Raw genomic sequence first — 26340 nt, forward strand, 5'->3', positions numbered from 1 at the left:
TTAAATTAATTTTAAAATAAAAAGCCGCCAAAGTGCGTTGAATAATATAATATCTTGATATTCAGCGCACAAGGTCTTTTCTGGCGCAAAATCGGCTAATCAAGACATAATATACTGATTAAAAGGCTTTTAAATCTCTGTAAATGCCTTGCCGGATTGTTGTAGTGTTACTATAAAGTAACCGTCTCACACGGGCTAACATCTATACAATAAGATATTTAGGCTGAATAATACGTTATTCGGGGGTTACTTAATCATTACCTTTAATGCGGTTTGCATATTGTTATTAGGTTAAACACAAAAGGTTATTTGAGCAATGAGAAACACGTTTAATGTATTGTTTTACATCAAGAAAAACGCGCCTCTCCGGAATGGAAACGTCCCGATCATGGGGCGCATCACGATCAACGGAGAGCGGACGCAGTTTTCCACGCGCCTCTCGGTCGCACCCGAACACTGGGACGTCGGTATGGGGCGTGTCGCCGGGCGGAGCAATGCCGCCGGCAGAATCAACGAACAACTTTCGAATATCCACTACCACATCGAAAGGTGTTACAACAAGTTATTCTACGAGCAGTCGTTCGTAACTCCGATGATGGTCAAAGAGATGTATTTCGGCGCCAATCTCCGGCAGGAGACCGTGCTCGCCTTTTTCAGGCAGCACAACGAAGAATTCAACCGTATGGTCGGCATCAGCCGCAGCAAGGCCACATATTATAAATATAGGTGCGTCTGCAAGCATCTGGCAAACTACATCTGGGACAAGTACGACCGGAAAGACCTGATGTTCAAGGAGCTCGACCGGGAGTTCCTCACGGGCTTCCACGCCTATATCGCAAAGGAAGCCGGGTATAAAAAAAAACACGATCTGGATTTACATGATCGCCCTGAAACACATCCTCATGCTGGCCCGCAGCAAGGGATATATGGACAAGGATATCTTTGCCAATTACAAATTACAAAGCGAATTCGTAACACGCAACTACCTGACCATGGATGAAATAAACCGAATGATGCAGTATGAGAACGAGGATGTCACCTTACAACTTGTCAGGGACACGTTTTTGTTCAGTTGTTTCACGGGATTGTCCTATGTCGACATCCGAGGCCTGGTGCCGCAGAATATTCAGAAAATAAACAAACAGCTGTGGGTCAACACGACACGTCGTAAAACAGGGGCGGAGGTCAATGTGCGGCTGTTTACCGTCCCGTACAATATCCTGTTGAAATACATGCCCGCATCGGGCTCCGGACGGATATTCGACCTTCCGAGCAACGGGTGGTGCAATAAATGCCTCGACAAGATCGTTGCCGAAGCGGGGATTCCGAAAAAGATCACGTTCCATGCGGCCCGGCACACGTTTGCCACGACAATTACCCTTTCGCAGGGTGTCGCCATCGAAACAATCAGTAAATTACTGGGACATAAAAACATACGCACAACGCAGATCTATGCGAATATCACCCATTCGCATATCAGCGGAGAGATGGAACGCCTGTCAAAACGTATCAACTCGCTGTGCCCCGACTGGACGCCGTCGGGCATGCCGAACGAGTCGGAAAGGCTCTACTAAGTCACTTTTTTCACCCCTTGCATCCCCTTCCGGCTGGGGAAAATCCCGAAATCAACAAAAAACGCTCCGAAATGGCGATTGCAAATTGTAATCGCCACAGGCCTTATACGCGAAAAATCGTAAGCCGTCAACCACAATTTGAAAGACAGCTGTAACCGTGTTAAATTTTTTTTAATAATTTATTTGTAAATGAGTTAGCAATCCGTTATCTTTGCTTGTGAACTTTTTATTTTAAAATTAATTTAAAATTAACGCTTATGGTAAGAAAAATTGTACTATCGTTAATTGCCGTTTTGGGGATTTGCGCCGTTGCAATGGCCCAGAACCAGCAGGTTTCCGGTACAGTTACCGATGCCGCCGGTGCTCCGGTGGCTGGAGCCACAGTCATGGTCGAGGGCCAGCATATCGGTACCACGACAGGTACGAACGGCACCTTCTCGCTTGCAGCCCCTGCAAACGGGAAACTGGTCGTTTCGTTCATCGGGTATGACACCGAGACCGTCGCGATCGCCGGGCACACCCATGTTTCGGTGACGCTCAAGGAGAACGCACAGGCGATCGACAATGTAGTCATCACGGCTTTCGGTGCAGTCAAGAAGAAGGATTTTACCGGCTCGATCGCATCGGTTTCGGCCGGTGAAATATCCAAAACGACTGTTGCTTCCGCTTCACGAATGCTGGAAGGCGCTGTCACCGGTGTACAGTCATACAGCTCTACGGGACAGCCCGGTGACGACGCTTCGATCATCATCCGCGGTATCGGTTCGATCAACGGAACCCAGACCGCACTGATCGTCGTCGACGGTGTGCCTTATTCGTCGGCGCTTTCGACGATCAACCCGCTCGATATCGAGTCGATCGTCGTGTCGAAGGATGCCGCTGCCAATGCGCTGTACGGTTCGCGTGCCGCAAACGGCGTGGTTTTCGTCACCACGAAGAAGGGGACGCGCAACCAGAAGGCCAACATCATGTTCGAAGCCAAGTGGGGCTGGAACCAGCAGGGTATCAAGGAGCATGAGACCATGCAGAACCCCGGCGACTATTACGAATATGTATACGGCGGGCTTTATAACTACTTTGAGGCGAATAATCCGGGGGCGAGCCATGCTGCGCTTGCCAATGAGGCGAACTCCAACCTCATGCCCGTGCTCGGAAACTACATGGCCTATAAGATCCCCGACGGTACGACGCTGATCGACCCCGCCACGGGCAAGCTCAATTCCGACGCGAAACAGCTTTATGCCGACAACTACGACGACTACCTGTTCACCAAGCAGTTCCGTCAGGAATACACGCTGAGCATCAGCGGCGGCAACGACAAGATGGACTACTACGTTTCGGGCAGCTTCCTCGAAGACCCCTCGTATGTAATCATGTCGGGATTCAAGCGTTACTCGGGTCGCGCCGCCTTCAATGCACAGGCCACCAAATGGCTGAAGGTCGGGACGAACCTTTCGTATGCCCGCCGCGATATTGACAGCCCCGGCTATTCGGGGGCCAACACGGGCAACGTGTTCCTGTGGACGATGTGGCAGAACCCCACCGTGCCGTACTACGCCCGCGACCTGGACGGTAACATCCGTTACAACGCCGACGGCACGAAGATGTACGAGCAGGGCAACGGCACGACCCTTTCGCCCTACGGTGCGACGAAGGATCAGTTCAACTCGTTCAACAACTTCGCGCACCCCATGCAGTCGATGAGCCGCGATATCAACAACTCGGTTCGCGACAACCTCTACGCCAATTTCTACGGCGAGGTCGTATTCCTGAAGGATTTCAAGTTCACGGCCAACTTCACGCTGGACAACGTGTACCGGATGGATACCTTCTACCAAAATAACGAATACGGTAGTGCTGCCACGCCGACCAACAACGGCCTTGTCGAGAAATACAACGATAACTATTTCTCGTACAATACCCAGCAGATGCTCAACTGGAACAAGACCATCAAGGAGAACCACAACTTCGACGTGCTGATCGGCCACGAGTTCGGTAAGACCGACACGCGCGTCGTGGATGCCTACAAGAAAAATATTTTCTACCCGGGCATCCCCGAACTGGGCAACGCCGTTTCGCAGTATAACAACGGCTCGACCTCGAGCACCGTGGTGACCGCCATCGAAGGTTACTTCGCACGTGTGAACTATAACTACGCCGGCAAGTATTTCTTCTCGGGTTCGTACCGCTACGACGGTTCGTCGCGCTTCAAGTACGACAAGTGGGGCCACTTCTGGTCTGTGGGCGCCGCATGGCGTATCAAGGGCGAGAGCTTCATGGACAACGCTACGTGGGTCGACGAACTGAAACTGCGCGTCAACTACGGTGTGGCTGGCAACCAGCTTTCTGCTTCGTATCCCTACACCAACCTTTGGTCGGTCGGAGAAACTGATGGCCAGATCGGCATTACGCAAGCCAGCACGGGTAACCGCAATCTTTCGTGGGAACGCAACTACCAGATCGACCTGGGTATCGACTTCCGCCTGTGGAACCGCTTCTACGGTACGGTCGACTATTATAACCGTCGTACGCACGACCTGATCTGGAACCGTCCGACCCCGTCGTCGACGGGCCTTGCGAGCCGCCTGGAAAACGTCGGTATCCTGGCCAACCGCGGTTTCGAAATCGACCTGGGCGTGGACATCCTCAAGCATAAGGATCTCTACTGGAACTTCGCGGTCAACGCCTCGTTCGCACGCAACCGCCTGATCGACTATCCCTCGGAGCTGGGCAACCCGGCGCTGGGCGGCGACTACATCAGCGGTACGTACCTGCGCGGCAAAGGCAAGTCCTACTACAACCTCTATCTCTTCAAGTTTGCCGGCGTAGATCCCGCAACCGGCCAGGAGACGTTCTGGAAGGATGTCGTTGACGGCGACGGCAAGGTTACCGGACGTGAAAAGACCTTCAATATCAACGAAGCCACGCAGTATGAGATCGGCGATGCGCTGCCCGACGTAACGGGTGGGTTGCGCACCTCGTTCCGCTGGAAGAACTTCGATTTCATGCTGGCTGCGGCCTACCAGATCGGCGGCCGCCAGTGGGACGGCAACTCGGCCAACGTATATGATCCGGGACGTGCCGGTTTTGCAGCCTCGCAAGACCTCGTGGGCAACACCTGGACGCCGGAGCATACCAACGCCAAATTCCCCAAGCTGATGTTCAACGGCACCTGGAATTTCGTGGGTTCGAACTGCGACTACCTCTACCGCGACGCCTCCTACTTCAGCCTCAAGACGATCAACGTCGGCTACACGCTGCCCAAGCGCTGGACGTCGAAGATCTGCATCGAATCGCTGCGTGTCTTCTTCGCTGCCGACAACCTCTACTTCACCTCCGCGCATACGGGCTTCGACCCGCGTACCGCTTACACGGCACAGAACGCATTCGGGTTCCCGCAGGCGAAGACCTTTACTTTCGGTATTACGATGAACTTATAATAAACGAGATATTAGCGTATGAAAAACATAGTATATTACATTGCAATAGCTACGGTGCTCCTATTCGCATCCTGTGCGAGCGAGCTCGACACCGAGCCTTCGGGCAGCGAGGTGTCGGATGAGCAGCTGGCCGAACTGATCAAGGAGAATGCCGACCTCGTGCTCGCCCCCATGATGCAGGGAGCCGTCAACTACATGCATACCGGCAACCGCCAGGCAACGACCAACGACCGCGGATTCATGGTCTGGAATCTGGGTATGGATTTGCAGGGCAACGATATGGTGCTCACGAAACTGACCAACTGGTTTGCCGACGAATATATGTTCGAAAGCATCCGTGCCCAGACCAATGCCTATACGGCAGACCGCTGGTACTGTTACTACAAGATCGTCTATCAGTCGAACCAGATCCTCGACCTGATCCCCGACGATGCTACGGCCAAGGCGCTGGTATATAAGGCTCAGGCGCTGACCTACCGCGCGCTGGCTTACTATTACCTGATGTGCGTTTACCAGGACGACTACATGCACGGCGGCAAGGATAAGGCGGGTGTCCCCCTCTATCTGACCGTCGAGGGTGCCAAGGGACGCACCCCGTCGACCGAGGTTTACAGCACGATCACGACCGATTTGCAGAACGCCATCGCGCTGTTCGAGCAGGAAGGCTACGATCCCAAGAGTTCGACGGCGGACATCGACCAGACGGTTGCGAACATGGTGCTGGCTCGCGTGGCACTGACGACGGGCGATTACACCACGGCAGCCAATGCTGCCGGGGCGGTGATTTCGGCAGGCTACTCGCTCATGAACGAGGAGCAGTATACGACTTCGGGTTTCCAGAGCACTTCGCTTCCCGAGACCATCTGGGGCTATACGTGGGCTGCTTCCACTTCGCTCGGCAACCGTTCCTTCGCATCGTTCATGTCGATCACGGCCGTGGACAATGCCAACAACAAGGGTATTTACATGGCCATCGACGACCAGCTCTACAACCAGATCGCAGATACCGACTACCGCAAGAAGAATTTCAACGCGACCGAGACCACGGTAGGGGATTTCACCTATCCGGCCTACTCGAACGTCAAGTTCAACACCCCGACCTACGAGGCTGACGAAATCTACATGCGCCTGTCGGAGGCATACCTGCTGAAGGCCGAGGCCGAAGCCCGCGGCGGCAACAATTCCGCAGCGCAGCAGACGCTTTACGACCTGGTGTCGAAGCGTGATTCGGGCTATGCGAAGTCCTCGAATACGGGCGATGCACTGCTGAAGGAGATCTTCCTCCAGAGCCGTATCGAACTCTGGGGCGAGGGACATGAATTCTTTACCAACAAGCGCTTCAACGTCGGTGTAGACCGTACGGCATCCTCCAACCACACGCACAAGGTAGTCAAGGCTGCCGGCAAGGAATTCACCTACCAGATTCCGCTGTCGATCGAGCTGAACAGCAACCCATACATCAATGCGGCCGACCAGAATCCGCTTTAGTGGTTAATACTTATTTTCTGGGCCCGGAAGTCGTGACGCTTCCGGGTTTTTTTATGCCCGTACCGTCCGGGGAGCAGCGAGCGCCCCCCCCTGTCGTTGCCGGGATTCCTGGAGGGGGCTTGTGACGCCCGGGGTATATTACGGCATCCGGGGTATTGCCGCGATGTCCGGAGGTATCGTTAACCTTTTGAATATTGCAGCGCGTTTTTGCCGTTTCTGGTTATGCATTGGTAACTCGAGGTGCTCGGCAAGCAGCCATTAATATGCTGTAAATAAATTTTATACACCGTACCCTCAGGTAACTTTCAAGTTACCGTGCCTTTTCAAAACCGGATCGCAACCTTGTGCTCGATTAATTATTTATATGATATTCAGCATCTTACCAGAATCGTAAAATCCTGTTCACAGGCTACTGGCTTTTTATTTTAAAAAACCAATTAAAATTAACGCTTATGGTAAGAAAAATTGTACTATCGTTAATTGCTGTTTTGGTGCTCGGCGCATATGCATTCGCCCAAAACAAGCAGGTCTCCGGTACAGTTTCTGACGCAAACGGGAATCCCGTTGCGGGCGCTACTGTCATGGTAGACGGTACTTCGATCGGTACTACGACCAACGCGGCAGGCCAGTACTCACTTTCGGCTCCGGCTGACGGCACCCTTTCGGTGACGTTCATCGGATATGTGGGGCAACAGCTCCCCATCGCTGGCAAATCGCGCATCGACGTGACTATGCACGAAGATACGCAGGCGATCGACGACGTGATCGTGGTGGCGTTCGGTACCTCCAAAAAGGAGGCGTTTACCGGTTCCGCGACCGTCATCAAGGCGGATGACATCGCAAAGTCGCAGCAGTCGAACGTCGCCCAGTCGCTGGCCGGTAAGGTTGCCGGTGTCCAGATATCCAACGAATCGGGTAAACCGGGTGCCAACCCGATCGTCCGCATCCGTGGATTCAGTTCGATCAACGCCGAGAAAGACCCCCTGTGGATCGTGGACGGAACTCCCTACGAAGGAGACCTGAACAACCTGAACCCCAACGACATCGAGTCGATGATCGTTCTGAAGGACGCAGCATCCAACGCCCTTTACGGTGCGCGTGGTGCCAACGGTGTCATCATGGTCACGACCAAAAAGGCCCGTGGACAGGAAGCCACCGTCACGGTAGATGCCAAGTGGGGTGTGAACTCGCGCGCGATGCAGTCATACGACTACATCAAAAACCCGGCCCAGTATTATGAAACATACTACACGGCCCTGAACAGCTACTACCGGTCACAGGGCATGAGCGAGAGCACGGCACACGCCATGGCCAACAAGAACCTGGCCGCCTCGAAGAACGACGGCGGTCTGGGCTACATGGTTTACAGCGTGCCCGACGGCCAGTCGGTTATCGGCACAAACGGGAAACTCAATCCCAATGCTACGCTGGGCAACCGGGTCGTTTATAACGGACAGGACTACCTGCTTACCCCCGACGACTGGGAAGATATTGCTTTCCGCTCTTCGATGCGTCAGGAGTACAACGTGAGCGTATCGGGCGCCACGGATCGCAGTACGTTCTACGCCTCGTTCGGCTACCTGAATAACGAAGGTATCACCGAAAACTCGAATATGGAACGCTACACCGCCCGTCTGAAAGCCGATTACCAGGCAAAAAAATGGCTGAAGGTCGGTGCCAACGCCGGTTACGCCAACTTCACCTACAATTCGCTGAGCGCGGACGGGCAGGGAAACTCTTCGGCCAACCTCTTCGCCTTCACCTCGTCCGTAGCCCCCATCTATCCCCTCTACGTCCGTGACGGGCAGGGAAATATCATGAAGAACGACGCCGGCATCACGATGTACGACTACGGAGACGGAATGAACGCCGGTTTGCCCCGTCCCCTGCTGCCGAACGCGAACGGTCTGGCGGATTCCCGCCTGAACACCGACCGTTCGGAAGGCAATGCCTTCAACGGCACGGGATTCTTCGACATATTGTTCCTGAAGGATTTCAAATTCACTTTCAATGTAGGTGTTTCGCTCGACGAGACCCGCCGGACGACCGTACAGAACCCCTATTTCGGACAGTTCGCCGATGAGAACGGTATCATAGGCAAATACCATACGCGTGATTTCTCGCACAACCTTCAGCAGATCCTCAACTACACCAAAGTCATCGGCAAGCACAATGTCAATGTAATGCTCGGCCATGAATACTACCAGCGCAGGCAGTACCTGCTTTACGGCAGCACGGCCAACATGTTCTCGCCCGACAACGACGAACTGGCCGGTGCGGTAATCGACAAGCAGAGCGCAACCTCGTATGTCATCACCTATAATAATGAAGGCTATTTCGGCCGCGCGCAGTACGATTACGACGGTAAATATTTCTTCTCGGCTTCGTACCGCCGCGATGCCTCGTCGCGCTTCCATCCCTCGCACCGCTGGGGCAACTTCTGGTCGGTAGGTGCCGCATGGATCGTAACCAAGGAGAATTTCATGTCCGGGACGCACGGCTGGCTCGACATGCTGAAGGTCAAGGCATCGATCGGTTCGCAGGGTAACGACAAGATCGGTGACTACCGTTATGTGGATACCTACCGGCTCGCTTCGTCGAATGGAGAGATGTCCGTGGCATTCCTGGAGAAAGGTAATCCCAACATCACCTGGGAGACCAATACCAACTTCAACGCCGGTATCGAATTCGGCGTGCTCCAGAACCGCATATCGGGTAGCATCGAGTACTTCAACCGCAAGACGACCGACATGCTGATGGCATTCCCCACGGCACCGTCGCTGGGTTACTCTTCCTACTATGCCAACGTCGGCGACATGTCCAACAAAGGTATCGAGGTCGACCTGAACTTCACCCCGATCCGCAGCAAAAACGTGCAGTGGGACATCAACGTCAACCTGACGCACCTCAAGAACAAGATCATTTCATTGCCTCCCGAACGCCGCACCAAAGAGGTGGAAGGTTATTACGGCTACGCCGGCAGTAGCTTCTTCTACGGCGAAGGGCTGCCGCTGTATACCTTCTATATGAAGAAATACGCCGGCGTCTCGGAAGACGGACGTTCCATGTGGTATAAGGATGTAACGGACAAGGACGGGAAGCCGACGGGTGAACGAACGACCACCACAGCCTATTCGGAAGGTAGCGATTACCTCTGCGGCAATGCGATCCCCGACCTTTACGGCGGCTTCGGCACGAGCGTTTCGTTCTTCGGGTTCGATTTCGGCATCAACTTCAACTATCAGATCGGCGGCAAGATCTACGACTCGGGGTATGCCGCAGCGATGAGCACGCCGACCTCGACCGGCAGCATCGGCGTGAACTGGCACAAGGACATGCTCAACGCATGGACACCGGAGAATCCGAACTCGAACATTCCGCGTATGCAGTACGGCGATTCGAACACGACGGATACCTCCGACCGTTTCCTGATCGACGCAAGCTACCTGACCCTGCAGAACATCAACTTCGGCTATACACTGCCGTCGAAGTTCACCCAGAAATTCGGAGTCGGCAAGATGCGTATCTACCTCGCCTGCGAAAACGTATTCTATTGGTCCAAGCGTAAGGGACTGGATCCGCGCTACGCAGACAATACGGACAACCAGGGCGTTCTGGGAACCTCGAATTACGCAACCTATTCTCCGATACGCACCATCTCGGGCGGTATCAATATCCAATTCTAATCCATAACCAGCTAATTATTCGGATATGAAAAATATACTGAAAATATCTATAGCAGCCCTTGCTTCGGCTGCACTGCTTAGCGGGTGCATCAAGGAAACATTCCCGACCGACAGGGCCACATCCGACCAGATCGCAGGTTCCCCCTCGGCCCTCGAAGCGATGGTGAAAGGTATCCCCACGGCGCTTATCCAGGTTAAGTCGCTTACCGACTACGGCAATATGCACTGGAATTTCTCCCTCCCGGCCATCCACCTCGCTACCGATTCAGCAGCAGGCGACATGGCCATAACGGGCGATACGGGCTACGACTGGTTCAGCCAGTGGGGCGCCAACGATGCTCTCGCAGAGAACTACGCGGCCAATCTCCTAACCTGGAACAACTATTTCACTTGGATCAAGTCGACCAACGACATCATCAGCACCATCGACCCGGAAGCTCTCACGACCGCAACCAAGCATATCCTCGGCTTCGCTTATGCTTACCGGGCTTCGTTCTACCTCGACCTGGTACGTCTCTATGAGTTCAAGGAGAATAAATACACGTCCGCAGACGGAGTGCTCGGCCTTGCCGTACCGATCGTAACTGAGACCACGACCGAGGCCGAAGCTAAGGCCAATCCCCGTGCGTCGGCAGCCGACGTCTACGAGAAAGTGATCTTCCCCGACCTCGAAAAGGCGGCGACATACCTTTCCGATTACTCGGCGACAGATCCCTACACGCCCAGTTTGGCTATGGTCTATGGGCTCCAGGCACGTGCTTATCTGGAACGCGGTACTGCCGACAACAATCCCGATGCTTACAAGAAGGCCGCAGAGTATGCCCGCAAAGCCATCACCACGAGCGGTTGCACACCCCTGACCCAGGCACAGTGGGAGGATCCGACGACCGGTTTCAATAGTGCGACGGCAAACAAATCGTGGATCTGGGGCCTGCCGATCACCAGCGACAACGTTTCCAACCTGCTGAACTTCCAGGCCCACATCGGTAACGAGGAGTCGTGGGGATACGGACACCAGGTAGGCCGTGCCATTGACAAGGCCCTCTACAACAAGATCGACAACAAGGATTTCCGCAAGCATTCGTGGCTCGATCCCGACCGCAATTTCTACGCGTACAAGAGTTGCCGCCCCAACGGCAGTGCATACTTCGCAACGCTGAAAGACTATGTCAATATCAAGTTCCGTCCCGCCCAGGGCAACTATACCGACTTCAAAGTCGGCGGGACTACGGATATTCCCTGCATGCGCGTCGAGGAGATGTACCTTATCGAAGCGGAAGCTACGGCGCAAAGCAATATCGTCGCCGCCCGTGAACTGCTTAACGAATTCATGAAGTACCGTTTCACCGACGGCTCGTACGATTGTAGCGAACGCACGCCGACACTCAAGAGTTTCATCGAGGAGCTGATCCTCCAAAAACGCATCGAGTTCTGGGGCGAGGGTATCATCATGTTCGACCTGAAACGTCTGGATATGTCCATGACCCGCGGCTACAAGGGTACCAATTCTCCTTCCGATTATCGTTTGAACACCGACGGCCGCGCTCCCCACTGGAATTTTGTCATTACCCGTGGTGAAATCCAGAACAACCCCGCCGTAGTCAACAACCCCGACCCCTCGGGCAAGATAACGCCTTGGACGGATAAGTAACGGCAATATGCAAAATTTGCTTTAATACCAAAGACCGAATAGTATGAAAACAATCAAATATATATTGTACGCGCTCACAGCGACATTCGTGCTCGCAAGTTGCTCGGACGACATTAAGTATACTCCCGGCGAAGGCGAAGACACGGACTGCTACGGCGTTTATTTTCCCTCGCAGGAAAATGCCGGCGACCAAGAGCTCGATCCGGCGGAGCCTACGACCCTGACCTTCACGGCCATGCGCAAGAACTACAACGATGCGATCACCGTGCCTGTGGAAGTCAGCAGCACCCAGGACGGGCTTTTCACGGTCTCGGAAATCAAATTCGAGGCCGGACAGGAAGCAACCACGTTCTCGGTGGACTTCCCCGGAGCTGAGGTCGGTAAGACCTACGATTGCTCCATCGTGGTGAAGGACAAGAAATACGCACTGCTTTACGGAGAATATTCCAACGGGCTCGATTTCAGCGTCACCCGCGTCCAGTGGGATCTCGTGAAGGGCCCCAACGGTGAAACCAAAGGCACGTGGCGCGACGATTTCTTCACGGCGATAATGGGCTCCAACATAAAGGAAAACGGTGTCCCCAATGCAGAAAAGGAAGTCGAGATTTACGAACGTGCCGATATGAAGGGTTACTACCGTATCAAGGATATTTATGACGAAGCCTACATGGCCAAAATCGTCGGTGGAAGGTATTCCAACGTTCCCTCCGTTCCGACCTATACCATCATCGACGCGCGGGATCCCGAAAAAGTATGGTTCCCGGTACAGCCGACAGGTTTTGAGATCAACGACGTAGGTTACGAAGACAACGGCGCATTCGTGATCGTTTCGTTCTGCCAGGAGAATTATCCCGGCATGGCTTCGGCCACGATGTACGGCACGCTGGAAAACGGCGTCCTCACCTTCCCGCCGAAGGCGATCCTTCTGACGACACCTTCGCTATGGGAAGCAACCAGCTACTTCAAGGCCAATACCGAAATGACCCGCCTGTTGTTCCCGGGCGCGGTAAGCTACGATTACTCGGTAGCCTTCGAGAAGTCGGCGCCCGCAGACGGCAAGGTCGCCATCACGGCTACGCTCGGCAACGACGTCGACAAGGTGAAATATGCCTTCTTCGAGGGTGCGCTCAGCGAGTCGCTCGCTGCGGCCAAATCGGGAGACATCGACGCAGGGACGATCCCGAGCGAAGAGATCACGGCTTCGGGTACGATCACCGCCGTCATGGAGAAGACCGGCATCTACACCATCGTCGGCAATTCTTATGACGAAAAAGGCAACCTCCAGAAATACGGGTACGTATCGTTCGGTTACGTCAAGGCCGGCGAGGAGAAACCCGTCATAATGAGCGTCCGCACAGAGCTTACGTGGGAGAAAGAGCCCGAAGGCCACACACCCGAGAACTCGATCAAGACCATCCTGTTCGGTGAGGAGATCGCATCGGGCTACATCGGCCTGTTCACGACGGCTTCGACCCAGGGCATGAACGAATCGCAGCTGATCGCGGGTGTCAAGGCATCCGGCAAGGCACTTACCACAGCTCAACTCGAAAAGATTAACGGCACAGGTTACGCTCCGTTCTATACGGGTCTGTCGGCAGGTACAAGTTACACCCTGCTGGTATACGCCGACAACGGTTACAACGGCAAACTGTTCGCCGTAGAACAGACTACTGCCGGCAAGGCAGATCCGCTGCAGCGCAAGTACACGATCGACGACCTCTATGTGTTCAGCGATAAAGCCCAACTGTTCAAGACATGGAACCTGTGGGGAATCAGCAACGACGGCTCCGGTAAAACGGATCGCAGCAAGATCGGCCAGGTCGTCTTCTCGGAGAATGAGACCGACGACACCAACAATCTGGATGCAATCAATGTTGCGGGCCTCTCGCTCGGAGCCAATAACGAAGACACGGTTGTCTGGGAGTGGTACAACGGGATCATCTATGTTCTGAAAGGGCAGCCCATGGGCACCATTCCGTACCTGGGAGCGACGCTCTATCTCAAGTATTACATTCTGGACAAAGAAACGGGCATGGGTTCCGACGCAATCGACGGCATGATGATCGGAGGTGTCACGGAAGACGGGTATCTCGCCCTGATTTGTGGCCCCGACTGGTCGGATCAGTATAATTTCGACACCATATTAGTCAAGGCATACACGGATGCCAACTATACGAACTCGATCGGCAACTGGGAAAGCTATACGTCCCCGCTGATGGTACCGGCGACCGGTAGCAACACGGGAGCAGCCGCACCGCGCAAGGTTGCTTCGGATAAGATGCTGACCCTCTCGAAGGAAATCTCCATCAACCCCTCGAACTATGTCGAACTGCGCGGCCGCGAACGTGCTCACGCCCTGATCGACGAACTGTTCGGCAAGCCCGTCAACCGCGGCGCGAACCCGCTCGAAGGTGAGGTGTCCGTTCGGATCGCAACTCCCGCGATGAGTTCGTTCTCCGAAGGTTTTGCACCCCGGGCAAACACTCTGCAAAGCGGAGGCATGGAGAAAATGCCCCTGAAAAAAATGGCTAAATAATTTCAGTCGTTCACCCAATTAGTGATCAAGAGCGGTCTCCCCTTCCACCGGGGAGGGGAGACCCTCAAAAAATAACTCGGATTATGATTGATAAAAAATTACTACTCATTACGGCGCTTCTGCTTGCGAGTTGTACGTCAGACCCTATGACCGACGCAACCGACGGCGGTTCGCAGATACCCGCCACATCGCATAAGATCGTCAACACCTCGATCGACGCCGAAGCGGGCAGCCTGCTCGTTTATTTCGACGACGCAGCCATCGGCAGCCTCGAACAGGCCGCCGAAGCCGCCGCCAAGACACGGTCGGTCGCTACCCGCGCGGGTATCGTCTCCGTGGATGAAATACTTTCGGAGCTGAACGTCAGCTCCCTGAACCGCCTGTTCCCGGTAGACACACGCAACGAGGAGCGCACGCGCGCAGCCGGCCTGCACAAGTGGTACGAATTGCAGTTCGACACCGAAGTCGACCTGGATCTCGCCGCACAGAAACTGTCGGCCGTAGCCGAAGTGGCGAACATCCAGTTCAACACGAAGCTCGAAAAAATGTGGGACGGCAAGGCCACCCCGCTCCGTTCGGATGCGCCCGCCATGTCGGCAGACACACGTTCGATCGTATGGCCGTTCAACGACCCGGAATTGAAGCGCCAGTGGCACTATATCAACAAAGGCGACAAGGCCGTGGCACAGACCGCGCGCGAAGGTGCGGACATCAACGTGGAAGAGGCATGGAAACTCACGGCCGGAGATCCCAAGATCATCGTAGCCGTAGTCGACGAAGGCGTGAAATATACGCACCCCGACCTAGCTGCGAACATGTGGGTCAACACCAGGGAGATGACCGGAACCACGGGCGTCGATGACGACGGCAACGGTTACGTGGATGATTATTACGGGTACAATTTCGTTACGAACGGCCCCATCTCCTGGGATGTGGTCGACGCAAAGGGCGACGGCGACTCCGGTCACGGGACGCATACCGCAGGCACGGTAGCAGCGGTCAACAACAACGGCATCGGTGTCTGCGGAGTAGCGGGCGGCTCGGGCAACAACGACGGTGTACGGCTCATGTCGTGCCAGGCCCTGTCCGGTACGGCAGCAGGTTCGGGCACGACGGCCGTCATGGCAAGGGCATTCAAATACGCGGCCGACAACGGTGCTTCGATCATCCAGTGCTCGATGGGTATCAAGGGCGGTGGCTACACCTCCGACGACCAGTACGCCAAAAAAGCCAAAGCGGAGCATGACGCACTCGCCTATTTCATCGCCACGTCGAACTGCGACGCGATAGACGGCGGTCTGGTCATCTTCTCGGCCGGCAACGACGCACTCGACCGTGCCGGGTACCCCGGGGCGTTCCGCGATTATATTTCGGTAACCTCGTTCTCGCCCGACTTCCTGCCTGCAAGCTACACCAACTACGGCCCCGGCTGTAACATCTCGGCGCCGGGCGGCGACGCTTACATTGCAAGCAATTCGACCGCTACGGTACTTTCGACGATGCCTTCGGAAATGAACGAGGGTTCGGATTACGGCTATATGCAGGGAACCTCGATGGCCTGCCCGCACGTATCGGGCGTCGCCGCACTCGGCCTCTCCTATGCCGTGGCAAAAGGCAAGCACTACACCCGCAACGAGTTTATCAGCATGCTCCTCACCTCGGTGAACGACATGGAACGGTATCTCGACGGCACCAAAGAATCGAACGGCACGATGTACCTCGAAAAATACCGTAAGCAGTTGGGTACGGGCGCAGTAGACGCTTATCAACTGCTGATGCAGATCGAAGGCACGCCGTGCCTCAAGGTCGGTGTAGGGGCTGAAGAGCTCATTCCCCTGACGCAGTTCTTCGGCGGCAGCGCAACGAACCTCACCTACACCGATGTTTCGATGTCCGCAGCCGACATGGCCAAACTGGGGATCGAGGCTGCACCCACGATGGCGTACGGCAAACTGAAGATCAAATGCACCAAGTCCGGCGTGGCGAAGATCACGGTTACGGCAATCGGCGGCGGCGACAAGGTCGGCACGGGCAGCGTGATGGGCGGCATGACGATCACCAAGGAATTCGCCGTCATCGCCCGCGGCGTACAGGCCGGGAACGGAGGTTGGTTATAATACGAATTACGATAACAGCAAAAAGATCATGAGAAAGACTATCTATATTCTCTTTGCCATACTCGGCATGAGCCTGTTCGCAGGGTGCGACGACGACAACAAAGACAACAACACGCCGTTGGCCAAGCAACTCGTCGGAGAATGGCGCCTGACCTCATGGACAGGCCAGGCTCCGCAGGTGTTCGACGCCTACATCGCATTCGACGGCGGGTCGTTCACCATCTACCAGAAGATCGAATCCGTAAAGTACCAGAAATACACGGGCAGCTACTTGCTCAAAGGCGATGTACTTTCGGGAAATTACAGCGACAACACCCCCTGGGGAAGCTCGTACACGGTCACGGCAGACGAATCGTCCAACACCATCACGCTGACCAGCACGGCCGACACCGGCGACGTGTGCGTATACACTCGTGCGACGATTCCGGAGTCGGTAAAGAACGACGCGGTAAGCATGCAGGGCGTACGCTCGGATTTCTTCCGGTTGCTCTAAGCCCCGGCTTGTAATATTTCCAAAGCCTTCGGCACTTGCCGAAGGCTTTTTTTTACGCCTGTCCCCGATGCCGCAGTGCGGGTTCGCCATGCGCAAACGGCAAGCCCCCGGTCAACGCCACAGGCACCCCGCAGGCCGGAAAACCAGCTGCCCAGCCACCGCATCATGCGGGAATCGCTTTTTTTTCGGAAACAGATTTCACGCATATCCGAAAAAACGGTTATCTTTACGCAAATTTTTAATATCCGACGATAGGGAAAAATCCGGCAAGCAGGAAGGCACGCGCCGCTCCACTTTGGCACATTTTTCACTATCTTTGAAACAAATACGCCACGCACCATGAATATCACCGAAATTTTGCCCGGCATCCATTACGTCGGGGTCAACGATCGCACAACCACCCGTTTCGAAGGTCTCTGGTCGCTCCCGCAGGGGGTTTCATACAATGCCTATCTGGTTGCCGACGAAAAGGTCGCACTGATAGATACCGTCGAAGAGGGCTTCGGCAGCCGTCTGACAGAGAACATCCGCGAGGCCATCGGCGACCGCAAGATCGACTACCTGGTCATCAACCACATGGAACCCGACCACTCGTCGTCCGTGCGCGCACTGCGCATGCTCTACCCCGACATCCGAATCGTGGGCAACGCCAAGACGCTGCAGATGCTCCAGGGATTCTACGGCATCGACACCGGGACGCTCGAAGTCAAGGAGGGCGACAGCATATCGCTCGGCTCGAAAACGCTCTCGTTCTACATGGCGCCGATGGTACACTGGCCCGAAACGATGGTGACATGGTGTGCCGAGGCCGGCACGCTCTTCTCGGGCGATGCCTTCGGCACGTTCGGCGCCATCGACGGCGGCATCACCGACTCGCAGGTAGACCCGTCGCGCTACTGGGACGAAATGCGCCGCTACTACGCCTGCATCGTCGGCAAATACGGCGTGCCTGTGCAAAAGGCGCTCGCGAAGGTACGGGGCCTGAACCCCACGACCATTTGCTCGACCCACGGCCCCGTATGGCAGCGCGAGATCCCGCAGGTGATGGACGTCTACGACCGTCTGAGCCGCTACGCAGGCGAACCTGGCGTGGTGATCGCCTATGGCTCGATGTACGGCAATACGGAGCAGATGGCCGAGCGCATAGCGCGCGAACTGGCCGCCGAAGGCGTGGGCCCGATCGTCGTCCACAACATGTCCTACGCCGATGAATCCATCGTCCTGCGCGACGTGTTCCGTTACGACACGCTCATCGTGGGCGGCCCGACCTATAACGGAGGGCTCTACCCGCCCGTGGCACGCCTGCTCGACCTGATCGCGGCACGCTGCGTCCCGCAGCGCAACTTCGGTTGGTTCGGCTCCTTCTGCTGGGCGAGCGCCGCCGTGCGCTGCCTGGGCGAATTCGCACAGAAGATGAAGTGGGAGGCGATCTGCGAACCCGTGGAAATGAAGCAGGGTTTCTCACCGGCATGGCACGAGGCATGCCACGCGCTCGCAGCGCGGATCGCCGGGTGCATGCACCGCTAAACCAACCAAAAACTTGGACATAATATGATGAAAATCGCAGTCGTGGGTACGGGTTATGTCGGTCTGGTATCGGGTGCCTGTTTCGCAGAAATGGGACTCGATATTACGTGCGTCGATGTCGACAGGAAAAAGATCGACGCCCTGAACAACGGCCTCATCCCGATTTACGAGCCGGGGCTCGAAGAACTCGTCAAACGCAATGTCGAGGAGGGGCGCCTGCACTTCACGACCGAACTGACGGACTGTCTGGACAAGGTGGAAGTAGTCTTCTCGGCCGTCGGCACACCGCCCGACGAAGACGGTTCGGCAGACCTGAAATACGTGCTCGAAGTCGCCCGTACGTTCGGTCGCAACATCAAGAAGTATACGGTGCTCGTCACCAAAAGCACCGTACCCGTCGGTACGGCGCAGAAGGTCAAGGCCGTGATCCGGGAAGAGATAGACAAACGCGGCTGCAAGGTGCCGTTCGACGTGGCCTCGAACCCCGAATTCCTGAAGGAAGGCGCGGCCATCAAAGATTTCATGTCGCCCGACCGCGTGGTCGTAGGCGTCGAGAGCGAACGGGCGCGCAAGCTGATGACCCGCCTGTACCGTCCGTTCCTGATCAACAATTTCCGGGTACTGTTCATGGACATCCCCTCGGCGGAAATGACCAAATACGCGGCCAACGCCATGCTGGCGACCCGCATCTCGTTCATGAACGAGATCGCCAACCTCTGCGACCTGGTAGGGGCGAACGTCGAAATGGTGCGCAAGGGCATCGGATCCGATGCCCGCATCGGCAGCAAGTTCCTCTACCCCGGCTGCGGCTACGGCGGCTCGTGCTTCCCCAAGGACGTGAAAGCCCTGGCCCGTACGGCCCAGGAACACGGTTATACGATGCAGGTCATCGAGGCGGTGGAACGGGTCAACGAAGGGCAGAAATCCATCCTGTTCGGCAAACTGCAACGGGCGCTGGGCGACCTGCGCGGGAAAACCATCGCGATATGGGGCCTTGCATTCAAGCCCGAAACGGACGACATGCGCGAAGCGCCGGCACTGGTGGTGATCGACCTGTTGCGTAAGGCGGGCGCCACGGTTCGGGTCTACGACCCCGTGGCGATGGAGGAAGCCCGCCGCAGGATCGGCGACGAAGGGGTGCATTACGCAGGTTCGATGTACGAAGCCGCGGAGGGTGCCGATGCCATCGCGCTCGTCACGGAGTGGAAACAGTTCCGGATGCCCGACTGGCCGCAATTGCTCACGCTCATGCGCGACAACATCCTGGTCGACGGCCGCAACATCTTCGACAAGGAAGAGGTGCTCAACGCCGGGCTGCGCTACTACGGCATCGGAAAATAATACTCTTACGGCACAGGCATAACGACACAATCCCCGGAGCTTCTGCTTCGGGGATTGTCCTTGTCGCCTGCACCGCCTGCTACACCTACCCCGCGATGCGGCTCCCATCCCGAAAACCCGACGCAGCATAACGGCAAAACGAGAGGCGGTTCCGCAGGGAACCGCCTCTCGCGCATCCGTAATCCGGCCCGCCGTTACTTGCGAACCTTCACAATGATCTTGCGCACATCGCCCTCGCCGATCATCGGCGCATGGCCGTCCTCGGGGAAGAAGATCGTGAACTGCCCCGGGCGCAGCGTATAGAAGGTCTGCGGCTCATCGTCGAAGAAACGGATATCCTTCCCGGCATCGAATTCGCCCAGCGGCTTGCGCAGGTCGGCACGCTCGCTCCACCCGAAGGTCTCCTGCTCACCGCGGATCAGCACCTGGATGTCGATATAGGCGTCGTGTATTTCGAGTTTGGCATCCGCCGGTTTTTTCAGCTCAGGTTCCATTACGTTGACATAGATGTCCTTGCCGTCGAGTTCATGGATCCCCGGCTCCATCGTTTCCCAGTCGGTCGAAGCGATGAAGCCGAAGGCTTTTTCCAGACGCGGGCTCACCGGATAATAGAGCGCGCTGTTCTTCAAAGAGTCGAAAATCATAGTTTATCGGATTAGTTATTCAGTAGATTCTTTTGGAGACGCACCACGACGGGCAGGTGATCCGAATATTCGACCTGCGGCACCTCGTAGGAAACCGGGTCGAAACTGTCGGAGCAGAGGACATAGTCGATGCGCAGCGTATTGAAGAAGCCGCGGAAAGTATGCGAATAGCCCGAACCGCTCTTGCTGAAAGCGTCGTTCAGCCCCCCGGCCATCGTGCGGTAGACATAGGACATCGGCGTATCGTTGAAATCGCCGCAGACGATGCACCGCGCACGCGCGTCGGCGATGACATCGGCAATGCTGTCGACCTGTGCGGCACGCAGGATGCTGTTCTCGCGCAGGCGGCTCACGATGCTGCGGATCTTGACTTCGCGTGCCGTGTCGGAGATGAAATCGCGGTTGGTGATATATTCGTTGTCGGCCGCCTTGATCGCCGTCGAACGCAGGTGGTTGTTGAACACGCGCACCGTATCGTCACCGATCAGCAGGTCGGCCCAGACCGACGTATTGGGGGTCAGGACGATGCCCGAGCGCAGGATACGGTATTTGCTCAGGATGAAAAGCGATGCCCCATACAGCGAATCGGGAGCCTGCGTGCGGCCGAAGGCCGCGCTTTCGTATTTCTCGTCCAACAGGGCGAAATCGTCGGATTTCTCGGCCAGGCGGGCATTGAACTCCTGCATGCAGACGATATCGGGATCGTATTCGCCGATCAGGCGCACGATGTCATCGACATTGCTGGCTCCGCTTTCGCCGAAGAAACTGCGCACGTTATAGGTCATGACCTTGAAAGCCCGGCGGTCATAGCTCTCCTCGCCGTAGCTGCGGCGGAATTCGGGCTTATAGAAGAGCGAAACCTTGAAGAGGCAGATGACGACCAGCGCCAGCATCGTCCCGGCGCGGAGCAGCCGCCAGCGGATGACCCAGTAGAGCGCCAGGATGACCGTAGCGACGTAGATCGCCGGGGCGGCAAGCCCCAGCAGGGGAAAGAACCAGACCCCGGCGGGGTTCACATAAGGGACGAAATAGGTGACGGCCATCGTGGCCCCGACAACGACGGTCAGGAGCGTCATCACCAGGTCGAGTAGCCACATGAGCAGGCCGCGGTGCGGTTTCTCCCCGCGCCGGCTGCCGTAATCGTTCTTATAGAATTCGCCGGACATCGGCTCAGAAGCGGATTATGCCGCGCTGCTTCCACCAGTGGAGCAGCAGGAAACCCCAAAGCATACCGCCCACGTGGGCGAAATGCGCCACATTGCCTACGCCGCGCCAGCCGAGGAAAAGTTCGATGACGCCGTAGATGATGACGAACCATTTGGCCTTCATCGGGATCGGCGGGATCAGCAGCATGATGACCGCATTGGGGTGCATGACGCCGAAGGCGAGCAGCAGCCCCATCACCGCGCCCGAAGCACCGACCAGCGACATGGGCAGCTCGCCGAACGCCAGCGCCGTGAAATACTGGATCAGCGCCGCACCGATGCCGCAAACCATGTAATAGGTCAGGAAACGCTTCGACCCCAATTCGTATTCCAACGTACGCCCGAACATCCACAAGGCGAACATATTGAAGAAGATATGCTCGAAATTGGCATGCACGAACATGTAGGTGACGAACTGGTAGGTGTGGAACAACGGCGCTCCCAGCCACAGGGCGCAATACTCCATGATGGCGTTATGTGCCGGTTGGATCAGGGCCGTAGCCATGTAGACCAGGGCATTGATGATTATCAGGTTTTTCACCACCGGGGGTGTCTGAAAATAGCTGTTCATTGCGTAAAATTTTTACAAAAGTACGTTTTTCCACCGGATTATCCCAGTTTGGTACGGATATCTTCGGGGGTTATTTCTGCAGTTATGGCTTTGCCCGAGGGCGAGAAACTGAAATTGCCCGTAGCGGCGAGCTGGGCGAGCAGTACGGCGGCTTCGTCGCGCGACATATTGCGGGGAATGCCTTTCGCCCCGCCGCGCGCCATGACGGCGGCGATCTTCTCGCGGCGCTGATCCGCGAGCGACACGGGCGTCGAAAAGGCTTGCAGCAGGTCGTAGACCATCTGGTCGACGGCATCGGCCGGCATATCGGCCGGAGTGCCCTTCACCTCGATCGTCCCCTCCCCCGCAAAGTCGATGTCGAATCCCAGCGACGCGAATTCCACGGCGTTCTCCTCGAGCAGTGCATATTCGTCACCCGACAACACCAGCCGCTCGGGAAAAAGCAGTTGCTGGCTCACGGAAGACCCGTTTCCGAGCATCTTCAGGTAATCCTCATAAAGAATGCGCTCGCGGGCACGCCGCACGTCCACCACGACGAACCTCCCGCCCAGCAGCGCGGCGAGGTACCCGCCGCCCAACGGCAGGGGATCGGTAAATTCCGGACGCCCCTCAACCGCCAGCCGCTGCTGCCCGGCCGTAGCCCCGGAAGGGATGAACTCCAGAGCACTCGTCCCGAACCCGGCATCGGACTCCACCTCGAAACTGCTCCCCGAAACGAAATCCTCGAACCCGTCGGCCGCCGAGGAAGGGATGGTGAAATCCTCCCCCGCCGGCAGGGTTTGCGGAAGGGTAAATCCGCTGCCGGCGCTGCGCAGCCCGCCGGGCAGGCTGCTCCCGGACGCACTGCCCCCCGACTTGCCGCCGCCCATACCGACGCGCGGGGCGAAGCCCGTCCCGGCCGTATCGGAAAACGTCTGTCCGCGATCGTCGTACGGGACGTCGAAGCCCGTGAAATCGACATTGGGATCGGGCGCCGTAGGGTCGATATACTCCTCGCGGAACGGATTGTAGTCGCCGTTGGACATGGCGCGGGGCTCGCTGTAGACGGCCCCTTTGCTCAATGCCGGGATCTCGACGATGCCGTCGCGGTCGAAATCCATCAGCGGCACGGCCCCCGTCTTGGCGAGCGTCTCGCGCACGGCGGCGTTGATGATCTGCCAGACGGCCTCCTCGTCGGCGAATTTCACTTCGGTCTTCTGCGGGTGGACATTGACGTCGATGCGCGAAGGGTCGATCGTCAGGTAGAGGAAATAGGAAGGCGAACTGCTCTCGGGGATCAGTTTCTCATAGGCCTTCATGATGGCGCTCGTGAGGTACGAACTCTTGAAATAACGTCCGTTGACGAAGAGGTACTGCTCGCCGTTGCGCCGCTTGGCGGCAGCCGGACGGCCGATATAGCCCCCGATGCGGGCGATCGAGGTGTCGGCATCGACCTCCAGCAGGTTCTGCTTGATATGGCGTCCCACCACGTCAACGATACGTCCCGCCAGCGACGTGGCACAGAGCGTATAGACCGGAGCGTCGTTGGCGTAAAGTTCGAAGGCGATATGGGGGTTGCACAGCGCAACACGCTGGAATTCGGCCTTGATCTGTGCGGCCGAAGCCGTACTCTTGTCGAGGAAACGACGGCGGGCGGGCACGTTGTAAAAAAGGTTGCGCACGAAGAACTGCGCCCCCACGGGACACATCACGGGAGTCTGCCCGGCGAACTGGCCGCCGTTGATTTCGGTCTGGGTACCCACCTCGTCGCCCTCCTGCCGCGTGCGCAGTTCGACCTGCGCCACGGCGGCGATCGAAGCGAGCGCCTCGCCGCGGAACCCGAACGTATTGAGGGCGTAGATGTCTTCGACGGAAGTTATCTTGCTGGTGGCATGGCGGTCGAAGGCCATACGCGCGTCGATGGGCGACATGCCCGAGCCGTCGTCGACGATCTGGATCAAATCCTTGCCCCCGTCACGGAAGTTGACCTTCACGGTACGGGCGCCGGCGTCGATGGCGTTCTCCATCATCTCCTTGACCACCGATGCGGGACGGTTGACGACCTCGCCCGCAGCAATCTGGTTGGCGACGACTTCGGGTAATAATCTGATCTTATCTGCCATTTATTCCTGATAATCGTTGGGAACCACCGTGATAGGCTGCTCCTGCCACTCTACGTCGGAAATACCCGTCTGGTCGAGCCCGTTGCGCGGAGCGGATTCGGAGGCAGCGGATTCGGTCTGTGCCGGCGCCGTACGGGCGCGCAGGAACACATCGGCGAGCTTCGGATAAAGGATGTAGATGAACAGCAGGACGATAACTGCGGCACCGGCCATCTTCCAGATGCGCATACGACCCTTGTCATCCTCCTTGGAACGGCGGGCGGCACGGGCATCGCGCTGCGTACGGATATATTGTCCGGGACGGTACTCACGATCCCCGTCTTCGACCCTCTCGCCGCGAAGTTCGGCACGGCGCTGCTCGCGCGCCTCCTTTTCGGGATCGTAGTAGCGCGGTATGTAGTTAAACTTGTTGGCGTGTCTCTTGAACGGGGTGAAACCTAACATGGCGTGTCCTCCTAATTATTTTTGGTAAAGATACGAATTCTCCGGCAATTTTATTGCCTGTAAAACCCTTTTTTCCGCCTGCGGCGCCCGTAAAGTCCTGCCGAGGATGCGGCGCCAGACGTCCGATGCCCCGCAGCAGGGAGAGAGGGGGGGGGCAAGCGGTGCGGAAGGGGAAGCACTCCTCAGACAGGCCGACAATAGCCGCAACCGCCCCGGAAAAGGCGGCGGGGAATACGCCCGCAAACCTCCGTGCACCGCAGCGGAAAGGTCGTTGCGAACGACGGCGGAATGCCGTGGCCCGCAAAGTTCCCCGACATCCCGCCGCATATGCAAACCGCTGCTTCCCTACCGGAAGAAACTCTTCATCCGCTCGAAGATATTCTGGTTCTTGACCGATTCGGCATGCTGGAAACCGGGCTGCTGCGCCAGTTGTTCGACCAGCCGCTTCTCCTCGGCACTGAGCTTCGAGGGGATCGTGATGTCGACCACGACCAGTTCGTCGCCGCGGCCATAGCCGTTGACGTCGGGCAACCCCTTGCCGCCCAGGCGCAGCACCTTGCCGGCATGCGTTCCCGGGGCGATCTTGATCTTGGCACGGCCATCGACCGTCGGCACCTCGACCGTACCGCCCAGCAGGGCTGTCGTAACGGTGATATTGAGGTTGTGGATCAGGTCGTTGCCGTCACGCACCAACTCGGGATTGGACTCCTCTTCGATCATGACCTGCAGGTCGCCGTTGACGCCTCCGTGACGGGCGGCATTGCCCTTGCCCGTGACGGTGAGCACCATACCCTCGCCCACGCCGGCCGGAATTCGGATCTCCACGACCTCCTGGCCGCGGAGGGTTCCCTCGCCCTTGCACTTGTCGCAGGGTGCGGTGATGACTTTGCCCGTACCGCCGCACGTGGGGCAGACGCCCTGCGTCTGCATGCGGCCGAAGAAGGTGTTCTCCACACGCGTCACATAGCCCGTACCGTTGCAGGTCGAACAGGTCGAGTAGGAGTTGCTGTCCTTGGCCCCCGTACCGCCGCACTTATCGCAGGCGACGGTCTTGTTTATCTTGAGTTTCTTGGTGACGCCGTTGGCGATCTCGGCGAGGGTCAGCTTGACCTTGATGCGGATATCCGATCCCCGGTTCACACGACGCCCGCCGCCCGATGACGACGACGAGCGGAACCCGCCGCCGAAATGTCCGCCGAAAATATCGCCGAACTGCGAGAAGATATCCTCCATCGAGAAACCGCCGCCGCTGAACCCGCCGAAGCCGCCTGCCCCGCCACCCGCGGCACCGCTCATCCCGGCATGGCCGAACTGATCGTAACGGGCACGTTTGTCGGGGTTCGACAGCACATCGTATGCCTCGGCCGCCTCCTTGAATTTCTCTTCGGCCTCCTTGTCACCCGGGTTTTTATCGGGGTGGTACTGGATGGCCGCCTTGCGGTAAGCCTTCTTTATTTCGTCAGCGTTAGCGTTTTTCTGGACGCCCAGCACTTCGTAGTAATCCCTCTTTTCTGCCATGGC

17 protein-coding genes are annotated in these 26340 nt (G+C 56.8%); 11 read left to right on the forward strand and 6 right to left on the reverse strand.

Annotated features, from left to right (window positions below):
* Positions 1 to 316 precede the first annotated feature (316 nt).
* The 11 genes from B3C38_RS06005 (at position 317) to B3C38_RS06055 (ending at position 19853) form a co-directional block, all read left to right on the forward strand.
* Complete coding sequence (locus B3C38_RS06005; RefSeq protein ID WP_286726233.1) at positions 317 to 1000, forward strand: phage integrase SAM-like domain-containing protein; 684 nt, start codon at positions 317 to 319, stop codon at positions 998 to 1000.
* Positions 882 to 1574: a site-specific integrase gene (locus tag B3C38_RS06010; RefSeq protein WP_286726326.1), complete on the forward strand. Its 693-nt coding sequence runs from the start codon at positions 882 to 884 to the stop codon at positions 1572 to 1574. The genes B3C38_RS06005 and B3C38_RS06010 overlap by 119 nt, the downstream gene beginning before the upstream one ends.
* Before the next feature lie 257 nt (positions 1575 to 1831).
* Positions 1832 to 5014 (forward strand): SusC/RagA family TonB-linked outer membrane protein, encoded by a 3183-nt coding sequence (locus B3C38_RS06015; protein ID WP_286726235.1) that lies wholly within the window; start codon positions 1832 to 1834, stop codon positions 5012 to 5014.
* 18 nt (positions 5015 to 5032) lie between these two features.
* Positions 5033 to 6502 (forward strand): RagB/SusD family nutrient uptake outer membrane protein, encoded by a 1470-nt coding sequence (locus tag B3C38_RS06020; RefSeq protein WP_286726237.1) that lies wholly within the window; start codon positions 5033 to 5035, stop codon positions 6500 to 6502.
* 452 nt (positions 6503 to 6954) lie between these two features.
* Positions 6955 to 10188, forward strand: coding sequence for a SusC/RagA family TonB-linked outer membrane protein (locus tag B3C38_RS06025; protein ID WP_286726239.1), 3234 nt, complete (start codon positions 6955 to 6957; stop codon positions 10186 to 10188).
* A gap of 25 nt (positions 10189 to 10213) precedes the next feature.
* Positions 10214 to 11839, forward strand: coding sequence for a RagB/SusD family nutrient uptake outer membrane protein (locus B3C38_RS06030; RefSeq protein ID WP_286726241.1), 1626 nt, complete (start codon positions 10214 to 10216; stop codon positions 11837 to 11839).
* Between the two features lie 43 nt (positions 11840 to 11882).
* Positions 11883 to 14375 (forward strand): hypothetical protein, encoded by a 2493-nt coding sequence (locus B3C38_RS06035; protein WP_286726243.1) that lies wholly within the window; start codon positions 11883 to 11885, stop codon positions 14373 to 14375.
* 83 nt (positions 14376 to 14458) lie between these two features.
* Positions 14459 to 16492, forward strand: a complete 2034-nt coding sequence (locus B3C38_RS06040; RefSeq protein WP_022332948.1) for a S8 family peptidase — start codon at positions 14459 to 14461, stop codon at positions 16490 to 16492.
* Between the two features lie 28 nt (positions 16493 to 16520).
* Positions 16521 to 16985, forward strand: a complete 465-nt coding sequence (locus tag B3C38_RS06045; RefSeq protein WP_022332947.1) for a lipocalin family protein — start codon at positions 16521 to 16523, stop codon at positions 16983 to 16985.
* A gap of 339 nt (positions 16986 to 17324) precedes the next feature.
* A complete protein-coding gene (locus B3C38_RS06050) occupies positions 17325 to 18512 on the forward strand; it encodes an FprA family A-type flavoprotein (protein ID WP_022332946.1) in 1188 nt (395 codons plus the stop codon).
* A gap of 27 nt (positions 18513 to 18539) precedes the next feature.
* A complete protein-coding gene (locus B3C38_RS06055; protein WP_174760568.1) occupies positions 18540 to 19853 on the forward strand; it encodes a UDP-glucose dehydrogenase family protein in 1314 nt (437 codons plus the stop codon).
* Between the two features lie 194 nt (positions 19854 to 20047).
* On the opposite strand, the gene B3C38_RS06060 is transcribed toward B3C38_RS06055, so the two are convergent.
* The 6 genes from B3C38_RS06060 to dnaJ all read right to left on the reverse strand — a co-directional run bounded on the left by B3C38_RS06060 (position 20048) and on the right by dnaJ (position 26337).
* Positions 20048 to 20497, reverse strand: coding sequence for a YhcH/YjgK/YiaL family protein (locus B3C38_RS06060; protein WP_022332944.1), 450 nt, complete (start codon positions 20495 to 20497; stop codon positions 20048 to 20050).
* An 11-nt stretch (positions 20498 to 20508) separates the two neighbouring features.
* A complete protein-coding gene (locus B3C38_RS06065) occupies positions 20509 to 21663 on the reverse strand; it encodes an endonuclease/exonuclease/phosphatase family protein (protein WP_286726247.1) in 1155 nt (384 codons plus the stop codon).
* A gap of 4 nt (positions 21664 to 21667) precedes the next feature.
* Positions 21668 to 22273, reverse strand: coding sequence for a rhomboid family intramembrane serine protease (locus B3C38_RS06070; RefSeq protein ID WP_018694885.1), 606 nt, complete (start codon positions 22271 to 22273; stop codon positions 21668 to 21670).
* Positions 22274 to 22311: 38 nt separating this feature from the next.
* The gene (gene mutL / locus B3C38_RS06075; RefSeq protein WP_286726250.1) at positions 22312 to 24375 is read right to left on the reverse strand and encodes a DNA mismatch repair endonuclease MutL; all 2064 of its coding nucleotides are present in this window, start codon (positions 24373 to 24375) and stop codon (positions 22312 to 22314) included.
* Positions 24376 to 24819: a hypothetical protein gene (locus tag B3C38_RS06080; RefSeq protein WP_286726251.1), complete on the reverse strand. Its 444-nt coding sequence runs from the start codon at positions 24817 to 24819 to the stop codon at positions 24376 to 24378.
* Between the two features lie 345 nt (positions 24820 to 25164).
* The gene (gene dnaJ / locus B3C38_RS06085) at positions 25165 to 26337 is read right to left on the reverse strand and encodes a molecular chaperone DnaJ (RefSeq protein ID WP_022332940.1); all 1173 of its coding nucleotides are present in this window, start codon (positions 26335 to 26337) and stop codon (positions 25165 to 25167) included.
* Positions 26338 to 26340 lie beyond the last annotated feature (3 nt).

This window comes from Alistipes sp. UBA1686, from assembly GCF_002320215.1.
GTDB lineage: Bacteria > Bacteroidota > Bacteroidia > Bacteroidales > Rikenellaceae > Alistipes > Alistipes onderdonkii.